18 protein-coding genes are annotated in these 19,192 nt (G+C 71.9%); 13 read left to right on the top strand and 5 right to left on the bottom strand.

Annotation, left to right across the window (positions count from 1 at the left end; all coding sequences use genetic code 11):
* Positions 1–380: 380 nt before the first annotated feature.
* From eno to BKH32_RS03485, 5 genes are all read left to right on the top strand, one after another.
* The gene (gene eno / locus BKH32_RS03505) at positions 381–1,667 is read left to right on the top strand and encodes a phosphopyruvate hydratase (protein ID WP_075248650.1); all 1,287 of its coding nucleotides are present in this window, start codon (positions 381–383) and stop codon (positions 1,665–1,667) included.
* A gap of 234 nt (positions 1,668–1,901) precedes the next feature.
* Complete coding sequence (locus BKH32_RS03500; RefSeq protein ID WP_075248649.1) at positions 1,902–2,594, top strand: FtsB family cell division protein; 693 nt, start codon at positions 1,902–1,904, stop codon at positions 2,592–2,594.
* Positions 2,591–3,106: a DUF501 domain-containing protein gene (locus tag BKH32_RS03495; RefSeq protein WP_075248648.1), complete on the top strand. Its 516-nt coding sequence runs from the start codon at positions 2,591–2,593 to the stop codon at positions 3,104–3,106. Before BKH32_RS03500 ends, BKH32_RS03495 begins: the two co-directional genes overlap by 4 nt.
* A gap of 198 nt (positions 3,107–3,304) precedes the next feature.
* The gene (locus BKH32_RS03490) at positions 3,305–4,336 is read left to right on the top strand and encodes an exopolyphosphatase (RefSeq protein WP_075248647.1); all 1,032 of its coding nucleotides are present in this window, start codon (positions 3,305–3,307) and stop codon (positions 4,334–4,336) included.
* The gene (locus BKH32_RS03485; protein ID WP_075248646.1) at positions 4,333–5,208 is read left to right on the top strand and encodes a type I 3-dehydroquinate dehydratase; all 876 of its coding nucleotides are present in this window, start codon (positions 4,333–4,335) and stop codon (positions 5,206–5,208) included. Before BKH32_RS03490 ends, BKH32_RS03485 begins: the two co-directional genes overlap by 4 nt.
* A 101-nt stretch (positions 5,209–5,309) precedes the next feature.
* On the opposite strand, the gene BKH32_RS03480 is transcribed toward BKH32_RS03485, so the two are convergent.
* The gene (locus tag BKH32_RS03480; protein ID WP_075248645.1) at positions 5,310–5,807 is read right to left on the bottom strand and encodes an NTP pyrophosphohydrolase; all 498 of its coding nucleotides are present in this window, start codon (positions 5,805–5,807) and stop codon (positions 5,310–5,312) included.
* A gap of 263 nt (positions 5,808–6,070) precedes the next feature.
* Between BKH32_RS03480 and BKH32_RS03475 the strand changes: the two genes are divergently transcribed.
* The 3 genes from BKH32_RS03475 (at position 6,071) to pth (ending at position 8,319) form a co-directional block, all read left to right on the top strand.
* On the top strand, positions 6,071–6,658 hold the full coding sequence (locus tag BKH32_RS03475) for a hypothetical protein (RefSeq protein WP_081376674.1): 588 nt from the start codon (positions 6,071–6,073) through the stop codon (positions 6,656–6,658).
* A 347-nt stretch (positions 6,659–7,005) separates the two neighbouring features.
* Entirely contained in the window at positions 7,006–7,617 is a 612-nt protein-coding gene (locus BKH32_RS03470; RefSeq protein WP_075248644.1) for a 50S ribosomal protein L25/general stress protein Ctc, read from the top strand.
* A gap of 99 nt (positions 7,618–7,716) precedes the next feature.
* Positions 7,717–8,319 carry an aminoacyl-tRNA hydrolase gene (gene pth / locus BKH32_RS03465; RefSeq protein WP_075248643.1) on the top strand — a complete coding sequence of 201 codons (603 nt, stop codon included), beginning with the start codon at positions 7,717–7,719 and terminating at the stop codon, positions 8,317–8,319.
* Between the two features lie 152 nt (positions 8,320–8,471).
* Here the strand turns inward: pth and BKH32_RS03460 are convergent, their stop codons facing one another.
* The 4 genes from BKH32_RS03460 to BKH32_RS03445 form a co-directional block, all read right to left on the bottom strand.
* The gene (locus tag BKH32_RS03460) at positions 8,472–9,209 is read right to left on the bottom strand and encodes a response regulator (RefSeq protein WP_075248642.1); all 738 of its coding nucleotides are present in this window, start codon (positions 9,207–9,209) and stop codon (positions 8,472–8,474) included.
* Complete coding sequence (locus tag BKH32_RS03455; protein WP_256690690.1) at positions 9,191–11,122, bottom strand: sensor histidine kinase; 1,932 nt, start codon at positions 11,120–11,122, stop codon at positions 9,191–9,193. Before BKH32_RS03455 ends, BKH32_RS03460 begins: the two co-directional genes overlap by 19 nt.
* A gap of 39 nt (positions 11,123–11,161) precedes the next feature.
* A complete protein-coding gene (locus BKH32_RS03450) occupies positions 11,162–12,064 on the bottom strand; it encodes an ABC transporter permease (RefSeq protein WP_081376673.1) in 903 nt (300 codons plus the stop codon).
* A 69-nt stretch (positions 12,065–12,133) separates the two neighbouring features.
* Positions 12,134–13,090 carry an ABC transporter ATP-binding protein gene (locus BKH32_RS03445; RefSeq protein ID WP_075248641.1) on the bottom strand — a complete coding sequence of 319 codons (957 nt, stop codon included), beginning with the start codon at positions 13,088–13,090 and terminating at the stop codon, positions 12,134–12,136.
* A gap of 439 nt (positions 13,091–13,529) precedes the next feature.
* On the opposite strand from BKH32_RS03445, the gene BKH32_RS03440 reads away from it, so the two are divergent.
* From BKH32_RS03440 to BKH32_RS03420, 5 genes are all read left to right on the top strand, one after another.
* On the top strand, positions 13,530–14,510 hold the full coding sequence (locus tag BKH32_RS03440) for a Bax inhibitor-1/YccA family protein (RefSeq protein WP_075248640.1): 981 nt from the start codon (positions 13,530–13,532) through the stop codon (positions 14,508–14,510).
* Between the two features lie 216 nt (positions 14,511–14,726).
* Positions 14,727–15,134, top strand: a complete 408-nt coding sequence (locus BKH32_RS03435; RefSeq protein WP_075248639.1) for an FKBP-type peptidyl-prolyl cis-trans isomerase — start codon at positions 14,727–14,729, stop codon at positions 15,132–15,134.
* A 344-nt stretch (positions 15,135–15,478) separates the two neighbouring features.
* Positions 15,479–17,365 carry a dihydroxy-acid dehydratase gene (gene ilvD / locus BKH32_RS03430; RefSeq protein WP_075248638.1) on the top strand — a complete coding sequence of 629 codons (1,887 nt, stop codon included), beginning with the start codon at positions 15,479–15,481 and terminating at the stop codon, positions 17,363–17,365.
* A gap of 81 nt (positions 17,366–17,446) precedes the next feature.
* On the top strand, positions 17,447–18,295 hold the full coding sequence (locus BKH32_RS03425) for an ATP-binding cassette domain-containing protein (RefSeq protein WP_075248637.1): 849 nt from the start codon (positions 17,447–17,449) through the stop codon (positions 18,293–18,295).
* Complete coding sequence (locus tag BKH32_RS03420; protein ID WP_075248636.1) at positions 18,292–19,182, top strand: ABC transporter ATP-binding protein; 891 nt, start codon at positions 18,292–18,294, stop codon at positions 19,180–19,182. The genes BKH32_RS03425 and BKH32_RS03420 overlap by 4 nt, the downstream gene beginning before the upstream one ends.
* The last annotated feature ends 10 nt before the right edge of the window (positions 19,183–19,192 follow it).

The following is a 19,192-nucleotide window of genomic DNA, read 5'->3' as shown; positions in this document are numbered from 1 at the left end:
AGGCCCCGCAACAACAGCAGCAGAATCCGCAGCAGCAGGCTCCCCAGCAGGGAGGTCAGCAGCCCGCCGACTCCGGTCAGACCGACGGGCAGAGCGAGACCGGCCAGGGCGGCGGCGCTGCGGGCGAGGGCGGCCAGGGCGCCGAGCAGCCCGAGACCAGCGGCCGGTAGGGCCGCTCAGAGCGACCAGGACGACGGCGGAACCGAGGAGCCGCCGTCGTCCAGTGTTTCTCGCCGGGCGTGAACACTGTGCATTCCTCGGGACCATTGCCCTCGTGGTGCGATGGCGGGGCCGCTAGGCTGGACCTGCATTCGGCAGTCGCGCGCGAGTGTGCCCGACGCCGACGACCGCATCACGACCCCCTCAGCAAGGAGCACCAAGTGGCCCTCATCGAGAACGTTCACGCCCGCGAGATCCTCGACTCCCGCGGCAACCCGACCCTCGAGGTCGAGATCCTTCTGGAGGACGGTGCCTCCGCTCGCGCCGCCGTCCCCTCGGGCGCCTCCACCGGTGCCTTCGAGGCCGTTGAACTGCGCGACGGCGACAAGAGCCGCTACGGCGCCAAGGGCGTCGAGAAGGCCGTCGCCAACGTCAACGACATCATCGCCCCCGAGGTCATCGGCTTCGACGCCGCCGACCAGCGCGGCCTCGACCAGCTCATGATCGAGCTCGACGGCACCCCCAACAAGGGCAAGCTCGGAGCCAACGCCATCCTCGGCGTCTCCCTGGCCGCCGCCCAGGCCTCCGCCGAGTCCGCCGGCCTGGACCTGTTCCAGTACGTCGGCGGCCCCAACGCCCACGTCCTGCCCGTGCCCATGATGAACATCCTCAACGGCGGCTCCCACGCCGACTCCAACGTGGACATCCAGGAGTTCATGATCGCCCCCATCGGCGCCCCCACCTTCCGTGAGGCCCTGCGCATGGGCGCCGAGGTCTACCACGCCCTCAAGGCCGTCGTGAAGGACCGCGGCCTGTCCACCGGCCTGGGTGACGAGGGCGGCTTCGCCCCCAACCTCGACTCCAACCGCGAGGCCCTCGAGCTCATCGTCGAGGCCATCGAGAAGGCCGGCTACAAGCCCGGCAAGGACGTGGCCCTGGCCATGGACGTCGCCTCCTCGGAGTTCTTCGACGAGAAGACCAAGACCTACCAGTTCGAGGGCGAGGCCCGCGACAACGCCTACATGGTCGACTACTACGAGAAGCTCATCACCGACTTCCCGATCGTCTCCATCGAGGACCCGCTCTCCGAGGACGAGTGGGACGACTGGAAGCACCTCACCGAGCAGATCGGCGACAGGGTCCAGATCGTCGGCGACGACTTCTTCGTCACCAACCCCGAGCGCCTCGCCAAGGGCATCCAGCTCGGCGCCGCCAACGCCCTGCTGGTCAAGGTCAACCAGATCGGCTCCCTGACCGAGACCCTCGAGGCCGTCGAGATGGCCCACCGCGCCGGCTACAAGTCCATGACCTCCCACCGCTCCGGTGAGACCGAGGACGTCACCATCGCCGACCTGGCCGTGGCCACCAACTCCGGCCAGATCAAGACCGGCGCCCCCGCCCGTGGCGAGCGCGTCAACAAGTACAACCAGCTCCTGCGCATCGAGGAGGCCCTCGGCGACGCCGCGGTCTACGCCGGCGCCGGCGCCTTCCCCCGCTTCCAGGCCTGAGCCTGACGGCGGCCTGCCGTCGTCGAGCCGCTGACTGACGCGACGCCTCAGCCACGGCTCGACGACGACGCACCCCACCGCTTCGGGGCAGACGGGTTCTCCCGCCTGCCCCGAAGCGTCGTCTGCGGAACGGTGCCGTTGCGCGTCCATCAGGGGCGGGTGATGAGTGAAGCGTGAGCAACGCGCCCGGTGGGGTGCGCTATCACATGCGCCCTGGTGAGGCAGGATGCCGGTATGACTCCACGCCGCCCCTCCTCCAGCCAGTCCGGGACGCGCCGCGTCGCCGGCGGCGCCCGGCCCCGTCAGGTCCCGGCCGAGCGGGCGGCCTCCGCGGCCGGGGCAGGCTCCGGATCGTCCGGCTCCCGGTCCCGGGGTCTGCCGACGACGGCGCCCGAGCGGGCCCTGCCGCCCAGGGTCGTCATCCTGGCGGTCGTGTGCCTGCTGGCCTTCGTCGTCATCTTCACCTCCCTGCGCGCCTACCTGTCCCAGCAGGCCCAGTACGACGCCGTCGTCGACAGGATCAAGGAGGCCTCCGACACCTCCACCGCCCTGGAGAACGAGCTGGCCCAGTGGAAGGACGACACCTACGTGCGCTCCCAGGTGCGTGAGCGCCTCGGCTACGTCATGCCCGGCGACACCAGTTACGTCGTCGTCGGCGCCGACTCCATGAGGCAGGCCGGGGCCGGCGGCGGGGCCACCCAGGGGGCCCAGGACGCCCCCTGGTACGAGAAGCTCCGGGACTCCTCGCGGGCCGCCGGCCAGACCGACAGCACTGCGCCGGCAGGATCGAAGGACGGGGCGGACGGTAAGACCCTCAACCCCGCCCAGAAGGATCTGCCGACCGGCGAGCCCAACCAGGCGCCCTCGGATCCGCCCAGGACCACGCCGAAACCGGCCGCCACCCCGCAGACGAAGGAGACCCCGTGAGCCTCACTCCTCAGACGCAGGAGCCGGTGTCGTCGGCCGACCTCGAGGCCCTGGCCGAGCAGCTGGGGCGGGTGCCGCGCGGAGTCGTCGCCATCGCGGCCCGCTGCGTGTGCGGGCGCCCCACCGTGGTGCGCACCGCCCCGCGCCTCGACGACGGCACCCCCTTCCCGACGAGCTACTACCTCACCCACCCGGCCGCCGTGAAGGGCTGCTCCACCCTGGAGGCCGAGCACCTCATGGAGACCTTCAACGCCGACCTGGCCGCCGACGCCGAGCTGGCCGCCGCCTACGCCGCCGCCCACGTCGACTACCTGGCCCGCCGCGCCGAGCTCGGGCAGGTCCCTGAGATCGAGGGGGTCTCCGCCGGCGGCATGCCCACGCGCGTCAAGTGCCTCCACGCCCTGCTCGGGCACGCCCTGGCCGCCGGAGCCGGCGTCAACCCCATCGGCGACCGCACGCTGGAGGCACTGCGCGAGCGCGGACTGTGGGATCCTGAGCGCTGCTCCTGCTGAACGGCAGGGACACCGGTCGCACGGGCCTCGAGCCCCCTGAGACTCGATCGCCTGCCGGGGGCGGCTGCGCGTCCTCGTGGCTGTACCTGACGGTCCCGGGGACGGCGCCTTAAGGTACGTCCAGGAGCCCTGAGGCAGGAGCCCCACTCTCACCCGCCCTGCTCCTTCCTTCCCGACCGAGCCCAGGAGGCCGCCGCCATGACCCGCGTCGCCGCAATCGACTGCGGCACCAACACCATCCGCCTCCTCATCGCCGAGGCCCGCTGCGACGACTCCGGGCGCCCCCGCCTGGAGGTGCTGCGCCGTCGCAACGAGATCGTGCGCCTGGGGCAGGGCGTGGACCGCACCGGTCTGCTCGACCCCGAGGCCCTGGAGCGCACCCTGGCGGCCGTGGCCTCCTACGCCGCCGACTGCACCGAGCTGGGCGTCGCCGCCGGGGGCGACGCGCGGCGCTTCGTGGCCACCTCCGCCACCCGTGACGCCCGCAACCGTGAGGACTTCGTGGCCGGGGTGAGGCGCCTGCTGGGCATCGAGCCGGAGGTCGTCAGCGGCCAGGAGGAGGCCCGCCTGTCCTTCACCGGCTCGCTGCTGGGCGCCCGCGGGGCAGCGGACACGCCGGCGCCGGGGCGGGGCGAGTGCGCGCCGGCGCCGCGACTCGTCGTCGACCTCGGGGGCGGCTCCACCGAGCTGGTCCTGGGCGTGGACGCCCCCAGCGCCGCCATCAGCCTGGACACCGGCAGCGTGCGCATCACCGAGCGCTTCCTGGCAGGCGGAGTCACCCCCGAGGCCGAGGCCGCCGCCCGGGCCGAGGTGCGCGGCCTGCTCGATGAGGCCGAGCGGGTCGTCGACCTGTCCGCCCCGGGGAGGCTGATCGGCCTGGCCGGCACCATCACCACTGTCACCGCCCACGCCCTGGATCTTCAGGCCTTCGACCCTCGGGCGCTGAACGGTGCCGAGCTGAGCCCGCAGGCCGTGCTGGCCTCCTGCGAGGCGATCGTCCACTCCACGGCCGAGCAGCGCGCCTCCTGGGGCTACCTGGCCCCCGGCCGCCGCGACGTCATCGCCGCCGGAGCCCTCGTGTGGAGCGAGGTCGTCACCCGCGTCGTGGAGCGGACCACCGCCGGCGGGCGCCCGCTGGCGCACGTCGCCACCAGCCTCTACGACATCCTCGACGGCATCGCCCTGTCGCTCGTGCCCGATCCGGGGCCGGTCGAAGGGGCCCGGGCGTGAGCGCGACGTCGCTGACCTGGGGCGGACGCAGCATCCCGTGCCCCGGTGGCCTGCCCGCGGTGGCCGTCTCCCTGACCGGGCCGCGCCTCGCCCACGCGCGGGCCCAGGCCCGCAGCGCCGTGGACGCCGGCGCCGACGTCCTCGAGCTGCGCGTCGACCTGCTCGAGGAGGCCGGCGCCCTGGCCGCCTCCGACCCGCTGGACGCGGCTGCGGCCGCCGCCCGGGTCCTGGAGTGCCTGCGGGGACTGGGGGAGGCCATCGACGCCGCCGACGGCGCTGACGCCGACGGTTCCGCCCCCGTGCTGCTCACCTGCCGCACCGCCGCAGAGGGGGGCCGGGCCCGCCTGGACGACGCCGCCTACGGCGCCCTCCTGTGCTCCGTCCTCGACGGGCTCGCCGACTGGGCGCCCGAGCGCCGCCCGGCCGCCATCGACGTCGAGGTCCAGCGCGGCTGCCTGAGACGGGTCTGCGCACAGGCCCACGGACTGGGCATCGACGTCGTCGCCTCCTTCCACGACTTCGAGGCGACCCCCGCTGATGAGGTCCTCGAGGAGGTCCTGGCCCGCATGGCCTGTGAGGGCGCCGACCTGGCCAAGATCGCCGTATGGCCCACCAGTGCCGACGACGTCGCCCGTCTCCTGGGCGTGTGCGCGCGGGCCACGGCGGGCACGGGGGAGGGCGCCGGCCCGGGTGTGCCCGTGGCCGCCATGTCCATGGGGGCGCTCGGGGCGGTCAGCCGCGTGGCGCCGGCCTTCGGGTCGGCGCTGACCTTCGCCGTCGTCCCCGACGAGCAGGGGGAGACCCGGGCATCCGCCCCCGGCCAGATGCCGATCCAGGACGTGCGCCGCTGCCTGGAGCTCCTGCGGGCCTGAGCGATGGTCCGCACCTGCGCGTTCGTAGGCTAGGTCGCGCCGTCGAGGGGTAAAGGTACGATCCCGGCACCTACGGTACGAACGCGCGGAGCCCGGTGGGGCTAGACGTCGAGCCTGCGCAGGAGCTGTGCGGGTGGAAGCGTCCCCTCCTCGATGTAGGCGCGGAAGACGGGGACCGCCTGCTCGCCGGTGAAGACCTCCTCGGGGTGCAGGCGCAGGGAGAAGGGCTCGGGACCCCCGTTGTCCCAGGTCACTGCGGTCCAGGTTCCGGGGGCGGCGATGGGTTCGCGGGCCACGGCGTAGTGCTCGTAGGAGTCGTCCTCGTGGGTCACGCGGATCTCGACGCTCATGGCGGCCGCCGAGCCGCCGCACTGGATGAAGGTGGCCCGCGCCGGGGAGGACTCCGGGACCTCGTCCATATGCGTCATCCCCTCGGGCAGCGCCCACACCGCGACGGCGAAGTGCCTCGCGCCGTCCAGGTAGGCGGGCGAGGTGAGCTTGCGGGCGACCTCCTCGACGACGAGCTGTGGGGTCTGGGGCTGCAGGAAGGCGTCGATGGGACCGTTCCTGCCGACGATGTACTCGGCGAAGTACCTCATGGACTGCTTTCCGGTAGGCGGGCATGGGACTGCTGCCAACGATACGAGCGGGCGCTGTCGGGCTCGGGGTTGTGCACTTCCTCAGGACTCCCGGCCCCTCGTTGCTCGAGTGTCCCCGTGGCCGGGATGTGTGGACACATGTCCGCCGCCGGCCGCAGCGATGACGGGCCGCCAGCTGTACCGCACGAGTAGTCTTCATCGTAGCGTTGTGACCGCCCGGCAGGTCGGGTCGCAGGCGGGAGCGGGAACGAAGGAGGGCGAGCATGGCCGAGTACGGGCGGCGCGGCGTCGTCGGCATGAGTCTTGCTGGCGGGGCGGCGCTGGTGCTGGGCGGTTGCGCCTCAGCGCAGGACGGCCGATCGCGGTCGAGTGCGACGCCGACGTCGGACGGCCGTTTCGCGAGCTTCACCGAGTACGTTCCCGACAAGCTGGAGATCCGGACCGACCTGGGACGCCTCGACAGACGCATGCCGGGCGTCACCATCTCCTCCGCCCACTGGGTCGCGCAGTACTGGCAGGAGGAACGCGAGCTCCTGCCCGCGCCGGACCGCCCGATATGGATACACGGGGTGCTGGCACTCGAGCCCGCCAGCACCCGGGCCCTTGCTAAGGCCTCGAGCGGCACGGCCGATCCGCTCCCGGGGATCTACCCCGACCTGCGCCAGTACGTCCCCGAGGGCAAGGTGTTCACCACGGTCCTCAAGGAGAAGGCCGATACGATCCTCGACGTCAAGCACATGATGCAGGATGACCCGAGTCGTTCCGAGTCGTCCTCCTTTGACACTGAGCAGGTCGCCATCTGCGCTGACGCCAACCTCCTGATCCTCATGGCCAACGAGTACATATTCTGAGCCCCCGGCCGATGCATCCGCGCGGTCGTAGGTTAGGTCTCGCGGTCGTACCCTTAACCCTCGACTGCGCGACCTAAGGTACGAACGTGCGAGCCGGTCCGGTCTCGTGTGCCTGGCCCGCCAACCCGCCAGCCCGTCAGGTGGGGTGCCTCACCGGCTGCCCGGCTGTTCGCCCGCCCCGCCCATGCCGTAGTCTTGCCCACGTTGCCCCGGCGAGGGACGCGCCAGCACGGCGCGCATCCGTGATCGACGTGGTGGTACCTGGCGGTACTGCGCGTCGTCGCGCCCAGCCGGACCACCATCAGCCGCGGGGCACCGGGCCCCGCCTCATCCGCAAGGAGAGCCATATGGCCAACAACGCCATCACCCTCAAGGCCCAGGACCGCACCGAGTTCGGCAAGGGCTCGGCCCGCCAGGCCCGCCGCGCCGGCCAGGTCCCCGCCGTCGTCTACGGCCACGGCACCGAGCCCCGCCACCTGCTGCTCGAGGAGCACGCCACCCGCCTGGCCCTGCGCAGCAACGACAACGCCCTGGTCGAGCTCGACATCGCCGGCGGCGAGACCCTCCTGGCCCTGGCCAAGGACGTGCAGCGCCACCCCATCCGCCCCGGCGTGCAGCACGTCGACTTCCTCCTGGTGGACCGCAACGAGCGCGTCGACGTCGAGGTCCCGGTCACCGTCATCGGTGAGGCCGCCCCCGGCACCATCCACATGATCGAGGCCGCCACCGTCATGGTCTCCGCCCCGGCCGTCTCCGTGCCCGAGGCCATCGAGGTCGATGTCACCGGCGTCGCCGCCGGCACCGTCCTGACCATCGCCGACATCACCCTGCCCAAGGGCGTCGAGGCCGTCGCCGACGCCGAGACCGCCGTGGTCAACGTGGCCAACGAGCACGTCGTCGCCTCCGAGGTCCCCGAGGACGCCCCCGCCGAGGGCGCCGCCGAGGCCGAGGCCGAGTGAATCGCGCGTGACTGACATGTCCAGCCATGACGACGCGCCGGCAGGCGCCTCCCGCACCACCCGCGCCGCCCGCGCCGGGCTCGCCCCGGGACGGTGCGCATGAGTGAGGCCTGGCTCGTCGTCGGGCTGGGGAACCCCGGGACCCGGTACGCCCGCAACCGCCACAACGTCGGCTACATGGTGCTCGACGTCCTGGCCGAGCGCACCGGGTCCCGGTTCACCCAGCACAAGAAGGCCCGCGCCCGCGTGGCCGAGGGCAGGCTGGGCATGATGCCCGGCGGAGCCCCCGGTCCCCGCGTCATCCTGGCCGAGCCCTCGGTGCTCATGAACCTCTCCGGCGGCCCCGTGGCCGGGCTCGTCTCCTACTACGGGATCGACCCCGCCAGCCGCCTGCTCGTCATCCACGACGAGCTCGACCTGCCCGCCCACGAGCTGCGCCTCAAGCGCGGCGGCGGCGAGGGCGGTCACAACGGCCTGCGCTCCATCAGCAAGTCCATCTCCACCAAGGACTACGCGCGCCTGCGCGTGGGGATCGGCCGCCCGCCGGGCCGCCAGGACCCCTCCGACTTCGTCCTGTCCGACTTCCCCGGCCGCGAGCGCGCCGACCTCGGCGTCACCCTGGAGCAGGCCGCCGACGCCGTCGAGCAGGTCGTCACGGCCGGCTTCGACGACGCCCAGCAGCGTCTCCACGCCCCCCGCTGACGTGCGGCCGCCCAAGCGGGGCGGGTGGGGCAGGTGCTCGAAGGCGTGGACGGGTCTGGCGGGAGCACCGTGAGGAACGAGCGGTGCGGATGGTTGCCAAGAGCGCCTGTCCCGTCCGCCCAGCCAAAATCGCCTCAGCGACGCTGCTGGGCTCAGGCCATGAGGCCGGTCTCGTAGGCGACGACGACGGCCTGGACCCGGTCGCGCACGTCGAGCTTGGCGAGCACGTTGCCCACGTGGGTCTTGACGGTGGTGGCCGAGACGACGAGGCGCGCGGCGATCTCCGCGTTCGACATGCCCTGGCTCATGAGCACGAGGATCTCCTTCTCGCGCGGGGTCAGCGAGTCGATCCGCGGATCCGAGGAGGACTGCTCCGGAGCGTCCGAGCTCGGCAGGGAGGCTGCGAACATCTCCAGCATCCGCTGGGTGATGCGCGGTGAGACGACCGCCTCCCCGGAGGCCACGGTGCGGATGGCCTCGGCGAGCTCGGTGGGCCGGGTGTCCTTGAGCAGGAAGCCGGAGGCCCCGGCGCGCAACCCGGCGAAGGCGTACTCGTCCAGGTCGAAGGTGGTCAGGATGAGCACGCGCGTGCCCGGGCACTCCTGGGCGATGCGCTCGGTGGCCTCGATGCCGTTCATGCCGGGCATGCGCACGTCCATGAGGATGACGTCGGGGTGCAGGGCCCTGGCCTGGGCCAGGGCGGAGGCCCCGTCGGAGGCCTCGCCGACGACGGTGATGCCCTCCTCGGCCTCCAGCACCATGCGGAAGCCCATGCGCATGAGCGCCTGGTCGTCGGCGAGCACGACGCTGACCGGGCCGCTGACCTCGCCGGGGCGCTCCGACCCGCCGGGCTGGAGGGGGTCGCCGCTGCTCACAGGGGCGTCTGCCATGAGAAAGTCCCTTCGTCATGCTCGTCCCAGCGCAGGACTGCGCGGACTCGCCAACCCGTGGGTGTCGGGCCGGCCTGTACGGTCCCACCATAGACCGATGCGCGTTCCCGCATGCCGATCAGCCCCTTACCGGATCCGTGCATCGGGCGCGTGCCGGGGGCGGCCTCGTTGTCCACGGTGAGGACCACGGTGCCGATGTGCCGCTCGACGTCGACGCTGACGGCAGGCGTCGTCGGGGCGTAGCGCAGCACGTTGGTCAGGGCCTCCTGGGCGATGCGGAACACGGTGAGCTGGAGGGCCTTGTCCTCCGGGAGCGCCGCACCCACCCACCGGTAGGTGACCGGCACCCCCGCGGCCACGAAGCGTTTGACGAGCTCGGTGATGTCGGCCTGCTCGGGGGAGGGGGCCAGGGGCAGGTCGCCGCGGGAGCGGTCGCCCGCGCCGTCGGTGGCCTGCTGACGCAGGCTGGCGATGGGGGCGCTGGGCTCGACCGGCGTGACCGTCCCCAGGGGGGCGAACTCGGGCACCGGCAGGTCTCGGACCTCGTGCTGGTGGGCCGACGGCGGCGAGCTCCCTGAGGGGGGTGAGGGCTCCGGGGCCTGCGCACTGCTTCCCCTCAGGCTCCAGCGGCGATCTGCGGGGTCGGGCTGGTCGGGGAGCGGCGCCGCCTTCTGAACTCCGGCTGAGGAGAGGGAGTCCGCCGAGGCCTCCGAGGCGGAGGCCTGCCCGGCGGCGACTGAGGGGTCCTCCCGCAGGACCCCCACCAGGCGGCGGGTGTCGGCCAGGGCACTGCGTCCGGTCTCGGCCAGGGTTTCCATGGCCTGTTTGGCCGTGGCCGGATCACGCTCCACGGTGGCGGCGGCGCCGTCGGCCATGGTGATCATGACGGCCAGGGAGTGGGCGACGACGTCGTGCATCTCCCGGGCGATGCGACTGCGCTCCTCGGCGGCCGCCAGCAGTACCGCCTGTTCGCTGGCCAGAGCCATTCGGGCCGAGCGCAGCTCCATGGCCTTGAGCCGCAGGCGGGCGGAGCGGGCATTGAAACCGACCAGGATGCCGACCAGGATGAAGAGAACGAGCATGGAGATGTTGCGCAGGAGCTCCCCAACCGACAGGCCAGGAGTTGTCAGGCTGAGGTCCAGCATGAGAACCGTCAGGGATACCGCCCCCGCGGTCCATGCAACGGCCGGCCTGCGGCGCGAGGCGACGGCGCCCAGGACGAAGGGGAGTGATATCAGTCCCATGCCACTGACGCCGATGGTTGCGTACAGCAGCTGCTCCATCGTGAGATGGAAGGCTCGCATGACTGCGAGCTGATAGACCTCCGGGATCAGGAGGATGGCGGCCCAGCTCCACACAGGGGAGCGTCGGCGAAGCGCCAGCGCGATCCCTACCAGTGCGATCGCGATCAACGTCAGGGGCAGGATGGGGTGGGCCTTCACCGGGCTGCTTGGCCGCAGTAGAAACGTGGCACCCGTGAAGAAGGCGTATGCGACGACGCCGGTAGCGATGAAGATGTCGACGATCATCGGATGGCGGTGGTACCACTTGCTGATCGTGCGCAGCAGGCCCCGTGGCTCGGGTGGGAGCCCCAGGTCGTCCTCATCGGGCATGGTGGTGCGGCCGGGCTGAGGGGTCGGCAGCTGGCTGGACATGGGGCTCAGTGTGTCATTCCAGGGGGTCGTGATCGACGTCGACTTGTGCGGTTGAGGGGCCCGTTCCCGACGATGGGGCCTCTTCCCGTCCTGGTCGGAGGCGGGGGTCTCCGGTTCGGGGGAGGGCGTCGCGGGCAGGGAGCGGACGAGGCTCCGCAGGAGCTTGGGGTTGGTCAGGGCCACGGGCGGCCCGCCGCCGTCGTCGTCTCGAGGCGAAGAGGGGTCGGAGGCCGGGTGAGAGGGCGCAGGGGCTGACATGGGACATCACCTCCGGCTGATGGTGGGGGACCGGCCGGCTCAGGCGTCGCGCCGGGAGAAGACGAACCAGGCCACGATGAGCGGGATGATCGCCCAGGCGGCGAAGACCGCGATGGCCTGGCCGTGGGAGAGGAACTGGGGCCCCTGTCCGCCCCACACGGTGGTGCGCTGGAACGGGTCGGAGACGGCCTCGGAGACGATGCTGGGCAGGCAGCCGACGACCTTGAACAGCCACTCCCACCTGCTGGCCGCGAGCTGGAGGGGGCCGCTGATGATGAACAGGAGGGAGACGATCACGGTGATGGTGCCGGCGGTGGAGCGCAGCAGGAAGCCGAGCCCCAGGGCCATGAGGGCGATGACGGCGAAGACCAGGCCCGAGCCCCAGATGTGGCCGGCGTAGTGCGAGTCGGTGAGAGAACCGGCGTGCTCGCCGAGGAAGGGCTTGGAGATCGCCCAGGACAGGAACACGGATACCGAGCCCAGGAGGAAGGAGACGATGGCCAGGACCACTGCCTTGGACACCAGGAGCTGCCCGCGCCTGGGGACGGCGGCCAGGGAGGAGCGGATCTGTCCGGAGGAGTACTCCCCGGTGATGATGAGGGCTCCCAGGACTGCGACCACGATCTGCCCGAATGTCAGGCCTTGAGTGATGAGGTTCTTAGCCGTGTCCTGGTACTCCTCGGTCCGCCCGAGGACGATGGTGAGGCCGGCGCCGAACAGGACGGTCAGGGCGATGGCGATGAAGGAGGTGATCCAGGTCGAGCGCAGGGACCAGAACTTGATCCACTCCGCGCGCACGGAGCGCAGGATGGTCTGGCGGCCCTGGAAGCGTGGGCCGGCCGGACGCGGGACGGGGCCCGCGGGGGCGGTCCCGACGGCGGGGCGCGCCGGCGCCTGGGCCACAGGAGCGGCAGAGGCGTGTGCGGGGACGTGGGTAGTCATGGCTGGGCCTTCTGGGGTGAGACGGATGGAGCGGTTGATGGCGGGCGCGGCGCGTCGAGGGCGCGGGCCTCAACCCCGGGTGGAGCCCTGCGGCACGGCCGGCTGCGCCCGGTCCTGGGAGGCGGGGTCGGTGCGGTACTCCACGGAGTCGCTGGTCAGAGTCATGTAGGCCTCTTCGAGGCTGGCGCGGATGGTGGTGAGCTCGTGCAGGACGATGCCGCCCTGGGCGGCCAGCTCACCGATGGCGGCGGCGGTGGTCGCGGTGGTCTCCAGGACGTTGGGGGCCACGGGGCGGGCGGCCAGGTTGCGGGAGGCCATGAGCTCGGCGAGCCGGGTGGCCTGAGGGGAGGCCACGCGCACCCGGTCGGTGGTGGCCGAGGCGATGACGTCGTCGACCGGGCCGGACGTCAGGATCCGGCCGCGGCCGATGACCAGGAGGTGGTCAGCGGTCTGGGCCATCTCGCTCATGAGGTGGGAGGAGATGAACACGGTGCGGCCCTCGCCGGCCAGGCGGCGGCAGGTCTCACGCACCCACTTGACGCCCTCGGGGTCCAGGCCGTTGACGGGCTCGTCGAACAGGAGCACGCCGGGGTCGCCCAGCAGGGCCGCCGCGATGCCCAGGCGCTGTCCCATGCCCAGGGAGAAGCCCTTGACGCGCTTCTTGGCCACTGAGGTCAGGCCGGTGATGTCCAGGACCTCGTCGACCCGCTTGGCGGGGATGCCGTTGGAGGCGGCCAGCTGGCGCAGGTGGTTGCGGGCGCTGCGCGAGCCGTGCAGGCCCTTGGCGTCCAGCAGGGCGCCGACCTCGCACAAGGGGGCCGACAGCTGCCGGTAGGGGCGCCCGTTGATGGTGACCTTGCCGCCGGTGGGCTTGTCCAGGCCCATGATCATGCGCATCGTGGTGGACTTGCCGGCCCCGTTGGGACCCAGGAAGCCGGTGACGGTGCCGGGCTCGACGGTGAAGGAGATGTTGTCCACCGCCGTCTTACTGCCGTACCGCTTGGTGAGATTGACTGCCTCGATCATGATGTTCTCTCTTCGACGTGGGCCTCTGACGAGGGGATGGGTGGATGGTTCGCCATGGTTCGTTCAGGGGTTTCTCCCAAGGAGCAACCGGATGGCTCCAGCCTAGGAGCGCGCCGCCGTCGGCGAATCGGCCGGGGTGACGAACCCGGGGCCTGTCGGGGCGGGGCCGTCAGGGGGAGGAGGCTCCTCCTGGAGGATGAGAACCGAGTGGTCGACGCGAGCCACCGCAGGCTGCCCAGGAGACGACGGCGCCCGGCTCGTGAGTGGGGACCTCTCCCCTGAGGGCTACGTTGTGAGGGAAATGGGTTCCCCTGACCGTGCCGGGGCTGCGCATAATGTGCGCAGTTTCCGGTGCCGGCCCTTTCCGGCCGGACCGGACTGCGAGCGGCGGCCTCTCCGGGCCGACGGTCCCAGCCCCCTCAGAGAGGATGAGAGGAACATGTCCAACCCCTTCTTCAGCCGAAGCACCGCCTTCAAGGCCGGCGGCCAGGCACCCGGGACCGCCCCGGCTCAGACACCCAACGGCTACCCCACGATGCCCGGCTATCAGGCCGGCCAGTACGGTCAGCAGGCCGCCGGCTACGGCCAGCAGTACGGGCAGGGCGCCAACCCGTACAGCAACCAGTACGGTCAGCAGACGGCCGGCTACGGCCAGGTCAGTCCCGAGCAGATGGCCGGCCTGGAGGCCCAGTACCAGGCGCCGTCGGCCACCAACGCGGACATGCGCCGCATGACCTACGACGACGTCATCATCCGCACCGCCGGCATGTTCGCCGTCATCCTGGCCACCGGCGCCCTGTCCTGGACCCTGGTGACCAGCACCGATGCGGCGACTCGTGGCCTGGGCGTCATGGCGATGCTCGCCGGTGTCATCGGCAGCCTCGTCCTCGGCCTGGTCAACAGCTTCAAGCGGGAACCGTCCCCGGCCCTCATCCTGGCCTACGCGGCCTTCGAGGGACTGCTGCTGGGCAGCATCTCCGGCGTGATGGAGACCCTCTACGAGGGCATCGTCGTCCAGGCCGTGCTCGCGACGCTGGCCACCTTCGGTGCCATGCTCGCGGCCTACTCCTACGGCGGATTCCGGGTCCAGGGCAGGTTCCGTCGAGTGGTGGTCGTGGCCACCTTCGGCTACATGATCTTCAGCCTCATCAACTTCTTCCTCATGGTGACCGGCCTGACCACCGGCGCCTGGGGCCTGCGCTCCCTGACCATCATGGGGATCCCGCTGGGCATTCCGCTGGGAATCCTCGCGGTCATCCTGGCCTCCTTCTTCCTGGCGATCGACTTCGAGTCCATCGAGAACGGGGTCCGCAACGGGCTGCCCCAGCGCTACGCCTGGGCGGGGGCCTTCGGACTCGTCGTGACTCTCGTGTGGCTCTACGTGGAGTTCCTGCGCCTGCTGAGCTACTTCCGCGACTGAGCTCACGGCGCGGGGCCGGGCCCGGTTCGCCCGGTCCGGCCTGACGCCACTACCTCGGCTGGGGCCGGGACGCATGACCTGCGTCCCGGCCCCAGCCGTGTACTCGGTGGCTTCGGGCCTGTTCCCGACCCGGCACTGCCTGACCCGCTCGCCGGGTTCGCGCTGGGCCGAGGCCCGCTGCGGCGTCGAACCGGGGGCCTCACGTAGGCTCGCCGCATGATCAACACCAACATGCCCTCCGTCGAGGGCGCCAAGGGCACGAAGCCCACGCTCACCTTCCCCGGGCCCGAGGCCCCCGAGGGACTCCAGGTCCAGGTGCTCGACGCCGGCGACGGCCAGGTGGTCGAGGCCGGCGACACGATCGTGGCCAACTACCTGGGCCAGATCTGGGGCGGCAACGTCTTCGACAACTCCTACGACCGCGGCCAGCCGCTGAACTTCCAGGTCGGCGTCGGCATGGTCATCCGCGGCTGGGACGACGCCCTCGTGGGCCAGCGCGTGGGGTCGCGCCTGCTGCTGTCCATCCCCTCCGAGCTCGGCTACGGCGACCGCGGCGTCCCGCAGGCCGGCATCCGCGGCGGCGACACCCTCGTCTTCGTCACGGAGATCCTCGGCGTCATGTGAGCCGGGCCCACTGAGCCACCGGCCGCGCGTTCGTGGGGTAGGCGCCCAGGACGCACCCCTCAGGTGCGTCCTGGAGCCCTCAGGTACGGACGCGCGTCTGCTTCAGTGACGCAAGCCCGGTGTTCCGCAAATCGTGGCGGTGAGGGCGGCCCCCTCGGGCGCGGTGCAGCGGCCCGTGACCGCGCCGGGGCGGCCTTAGCGCGTCTCAGCGACAGGGGCGGGGCGGCGTCGGAGGTCGGCGGAGGCTACGCTGTGGCAGCACGGCGTCGTGAAGCGCCGGTCATTCCCCTGAGGCCGGCTCCTTACGACGCCGTTCCAGCAGCCCCTCCGAGAAGGAACCGCTCATGCCGCAGTACCGCAGCGCCACCTCCACCCACGGCCGCAACATGGCGGGCGCCCGTGCACTGTGGCGCGCCACCGGCGTCAAGGACTCCGACTTCGGCAAACCGATCATCGCCATCGCGAACTCCTTCACCCAGTTCGTCCCCGGGCACGTGGGCCTGCGCGACGTCGGGCGCCTCGTGGCCACTGAGATCGAGGCCGCCGGCGGCCTGGCCAAGGAGTTCAACACCATCGCCGTCGACGACGGCATCGCCATGGGCCACGACGGCATGCTCTACTCCCTGCCCAGCCGCGACCTCATCGCCGACTCCGTGGAGTACATGGTCAGCGCCCACTGCGCCGACGCCCTCGTGTGCATCTCCAACTGCGACAAGATCACCCCCGGCATGCTCATGGCGGCCATGCGCCTCAACATCCCGGCCATCTTCATCTCCGGCGGCCCCATGGAGTCGGGCAGGATGACCGCCGCCGACGGCACCACCCGCAAGCTCGACCTCATCGACGCCATGATGGACGCCGCCGACCCCACCGTCACCGACGAGACCATCAGCGCCATCGAGCGCCTGGCCTGCCCCACCTGCGGCTCCTGCTCGGGCATGTTCACCGCCAACTCCATGAACTGCCTCACCGAGGCCCTCGGCCTGGCCCTGCCCATGAACGGCACCCTGCTGGCCACCCACGCCGACCGCGGCGAGCTCTTCAAGCGCGTCGGCCACCAGATCGTCGAGATCACCCGGGCCTACTACGAGCACGACGACGCCTCCGTCCTGCCGCGCTCCATCGCCACCAAGGCCGCCTTCGAGAACGCCATGAGCCTGGACATCGCCATGGGCGGCTCCACCAACACCGTCCTGCACCTGCTGGCCGCCGCCCAGGAGGCCGAGGTCGACTTCACCATGGCCGACATCGACCGCCTCTCGCGCAAGGTCCCCCACCTGGCCAAGGTCGCGCCGTCGACGAACCTCTTCCACATCGAGGACGTCCACCGCGCCGGCGGCATCCTCGGCATCCTCGGCGAGCTCGACCGCGGCGGACTGCTGGAGACCACCACCTCCAACGTCCTGCGCACCACCCTGGGCGAGGAGCTCGCCGCCTACGACATCGCCCGCCCCGGCCCCGACGGCGTCCCCGGCTCCCAGGTCACCGAGGAGATCCGCACCGGCTACCTCGCCGCCCCCGCCGGCGTGCGCACCACCGAGATGTTCTCCCAGGCCTCCCGCTGGGGCTCCCTCGACACCGACCGCGCCGCCGGCTGCATCCGCGACATCGAGCACGCCTACTCCGCCGACGGCGGCCTGGCCGTCCTCTTCGGCAACATCGCCGAGAAGGGCTGCATCGTCAAGACCGCCGGCGTCGACGAGTCGATCCTGACCTTCTCCGGGCCCGCCGTCGTCTTCGAGTCCCAGGAGGACGCCGTGGCCGGGATCCTCGGCAAGCAGGTGGAGTCCGGCGACGTCGTCATCATCAGCCACGAGGGACCGCGCGGCGGCCCCGGCATGCAGGAGATGCTCTACCCGACCACCTACATCAAGTCCATGCACCTGGGCAAGGAGTGCGCCCTGCTCACCGACGGGCGCTTCTCCGGGGGCACCTCCGGGCTGAGCATCGGCCACGTCTCCCCGGAGGCCGCGGCCGGCGGGCTCATCGGCCTGGTGCGCAGCGGCGACATCATCGACATCGACATCCCTCGCCGCGCCATCTCCGTGCGCCTGAGCGAGGAGGAGATCAAGCGCCGCCGCGCCGAGGAGGAGGCCCGCGGTGAGGCCGCCTGGACCCCGCACGTGGACCGCCCCCGCAAGGTCTCCGCGGCGCTGCGCGCCTACGCGATGCTCGCCACCAGCGCCGACCTGGGCGCCGTGCGCGACCTCAAGCGCCTCGGCGTCAAGTAGACCGAAAGGACCGGCGCTGACGACCCGGGTTGATCAACAACATATTTGAAAATCGTTGTCACTAGCACCTAGGGTTTGCGTGTGACAATCGTTCTCAGATCGCTGGTGGTGCGCTCCGGCGGCACGACGCTGGTCGACGGCGTCGCCCTCCGCCTCGCCCCCGCAAGCCGGACCGCCCTGGTCGGCGCCTCCGGGGCGGGCAAGTCCCTCACCTGCGCCGCGCTCGCGGGCACCCTCCCGGCCTCGCTGGAGGTCGCCGGCTCCCTGACCGTTGAGCCCGACGACGACCCCGACAGCGCCCCGCGCGCGAGCTCCGACCCGGGAAGCAAGGCCAGCAGCGTCAACCTGCTGGGGCTGCCCGCCGCCCGCCGCCCCCGGGGCAGCCGCATCGCCCTCGTCGCACAGGACCACTCCACCGCCCTGCACCCGCTCATCGCGGTCGGCCGCCAGATCACGCTGGCCTCCCAGGCCGCCGGACGCGCCCGGGACGAGGCCCGCCAGCGCGCCACCGACTACCTCTACGCCGTCGGGCTCGACGAGTCCTTCGCCGACCGTGTCCCCGGGCGCCTCTCCGGAGGCCAGCGCCAACGCGTCAGCCTGGCCCTGGCCCTGGCCGCCGAACCCGCCCTCATCATCGCCGACGAGCCCACCACCGCCCTCGACGTCGTCGCCCGCGCTGAGATCCTCAGGCTCCTGAGCTCCCTGACCAGCCTGCCCGAGGCCCCCGCCCTGCTCCTCATCACCCACGACCTGCCCGCCGCCGCCATCTGCGAGAACATCGCCGTCCTCCACGACGGCGCCATCATCGAGTCGGGGGACACCCGCTCCGTCCTGACCCGCCCCGAGCACCCGGTCACGGCCGCCATGTGCGAGGCCGGCGCCGAGGAGACCATCGACGGGGCTCTGGCGGCAGCGGGAGCCGCCGCATGAGCGGGCTTGAGACCCGTTGCCTCAGACGCTCCCACCCGGGGGCGGGCGGCGAGCGGCGCCAGGTGCTGCGCGGCGTGGACCTGAGCCTGGAGCCGGGGGAGAACGTGGCCCTCATCGGACGCTCGGGATGCGGTAAGACGACGCTGCTGCGCGCCCTGCTGCTGCTCGACTCCCCGGGCCCGGCGGACGCCGGAGAGATCCTGCTCGACGGCGAGCCCGTACGCCGAGGCGGCGCCCGAGCGCTGCGGGCCTTCCGGCGGGCGGTGCAGTACGTGCCCCAGGACGCCGCCGCCACCCTCCACCCGCGCCGCTCGGTGCTGGCGCAGGTGAGCACCCCGCTGCGCACCCTGGGGGTGGCGCGCGGCCGCGAGGAGGCCACCGGCCGAGCCCGGAGAATGCTGGAGAGCCTCGAGATTCGCCGCGAGATCTGGGGGAGCCGGCCCCACGAGATCTCCGGTGGCCAGGCGCAACGGGTCTCCATCGCCAGGGCCCTGGCCCTGTCCCCGCGCTACCTCCTGCTCGACGAGCCGGTCTCCGGGCTCGACCCCGCCCTGCGCCGCCAGACCCTCGACCTGCTCGCCGCCATCGAGGCCGACCCCGACACCGCCACGAGCGACGAGGAGGAGCCCGCCGCCAAGGCCGGCGCGAGTGGTGAGGCTGAGCCCACCGTTCCGGCTGGTTCCGGCGCCGTGCCCGCCCCAGCCCTGCTGGTGGTGTCGCACGACCTGGCCGCCGTCGCCCGCGTCTGCCAACGGGCCCTGGTCATGGACGACGGCGCCATCGTCGAGGACGCCCCCATGCGCCGCCTCCTCACCAAGCCCACCCACCCGGCCACCCGCGCCCTGCGCGACGCCGTCCCCACCCTGCCGACCGCCGCAACCGACTGACGACCACTCC

The sequence above is a fragment of the Actinomyces oris genome, from assembly GCF_001929375.1.
Taxonomy (GTDB): domain Bacteria; phylum Actinomycetota; class Actinomycetes; order Actinomycetales; family Actinomycetaceae; genus Actinomyces; species Actinomyces oris_B.
This window is presented reverse-complemented; position numbering and strand designations above follow the sequence as displayed.

Bases quoted from the DNA above. Each gene is read 5' to 3' on its own strand.
- BKH32_RS03500 (WP_075248649.1), top strand. From the start codon at position 1,902: ATGACTCCACGCCGCCCCTCCTCCAGCCAGTCCGGGACGCGCCGCGTC.
- BKH32_RS03490 (WP_075248647.1), top strand. From the start codon at position 3,305: ATGACCCGCGTCGCCGCAATCGACTGCGGCACCAACACCATCCGCCTC.
- BKH32_RS03480 (WP_075248645.1), bottom strand. From the start codon at position 5,807: ATGAGGTACTTCGCCGAGTACATCGTCGGCAGGAACGGTCCCATCGAC.
- BKH32_RS03475 (WP_081376674.1), top strand. From the start codon at position 6,071: ATGGCCGAGTACGGGCGGCGCGGCGTCGTCGGCATGAGTCTTGCTGGC.
- BKH32_RS03470 (WP_075248644.1), top strand. From the start codon at position 7,006: ATGGCCAACAACGCCATCACCCTCAAGGCCCAGGACCGCACCGAGTTC.
- pth (WP_075248643.1), top strand. From the start codon at position 7,717: ATGAGTGAGGCCTGGCTCGTCGTCGGGCTGGGGAACCCCGGGACCCGG.
- BKH32_RS03460 (WP_075248642.1), bottom strand. From the start codon at position 9,209: ATGGCAGACGCCCCTGTGAGCAGCGGCGACCCCCTCCAGCCCGGCGGG.
- BKH32_RS03455 (WP_256690690.1), bottom strand. From the start codon at position 11,122: ATGTCAGCCCCTGCGCCCTCTCACCCGGCCTCCGACCCCTCTTCGCCT.
- BKH32_RS03450 (WP_081376673.1), bottom strand. From the start codon at position 12,064: ATGACTACCCACGTCCCCGCACACGCCTCTGCCGCTCCTGTGGCCCAG.
- BKH32_RS03445 (WP_075248641.1), bottom strand. From the start codon at position 13,090: ATGATCGAGGCAGTCAATCTCACCAAGCGGTACGGCAGTAAGACGGCG.
- BKH32_RS03440 (WP_075248640.1), top strand. From the start codon at position 13,530: ATGTCCAACCCCTTCTTCAGCCGAAGCACCGCCTTCAAGGCCGGCGGC.
- BKH32_RS03435 (WP_075248639.1), top strand. From the start codon at position 14,727: ATGATCAACACCAACATGCCCTCCGTCGAGGGCGCCAAGGGCACGAAG.
- ilvD (WP_075248638.1), top strand. From the start codon at position 15,479: ATGCCGCAGTACCGCAGCGCCACCTCCACCCACGGCCGCAACATGGCG.
- BKH32_RS03420 (WP_075248636.1), top strand. From the start codon at position 18,292: ATGAGCGGGCTTGAGACCCGTTGCCTCAGACGCTCCCACCCGGGGGCG.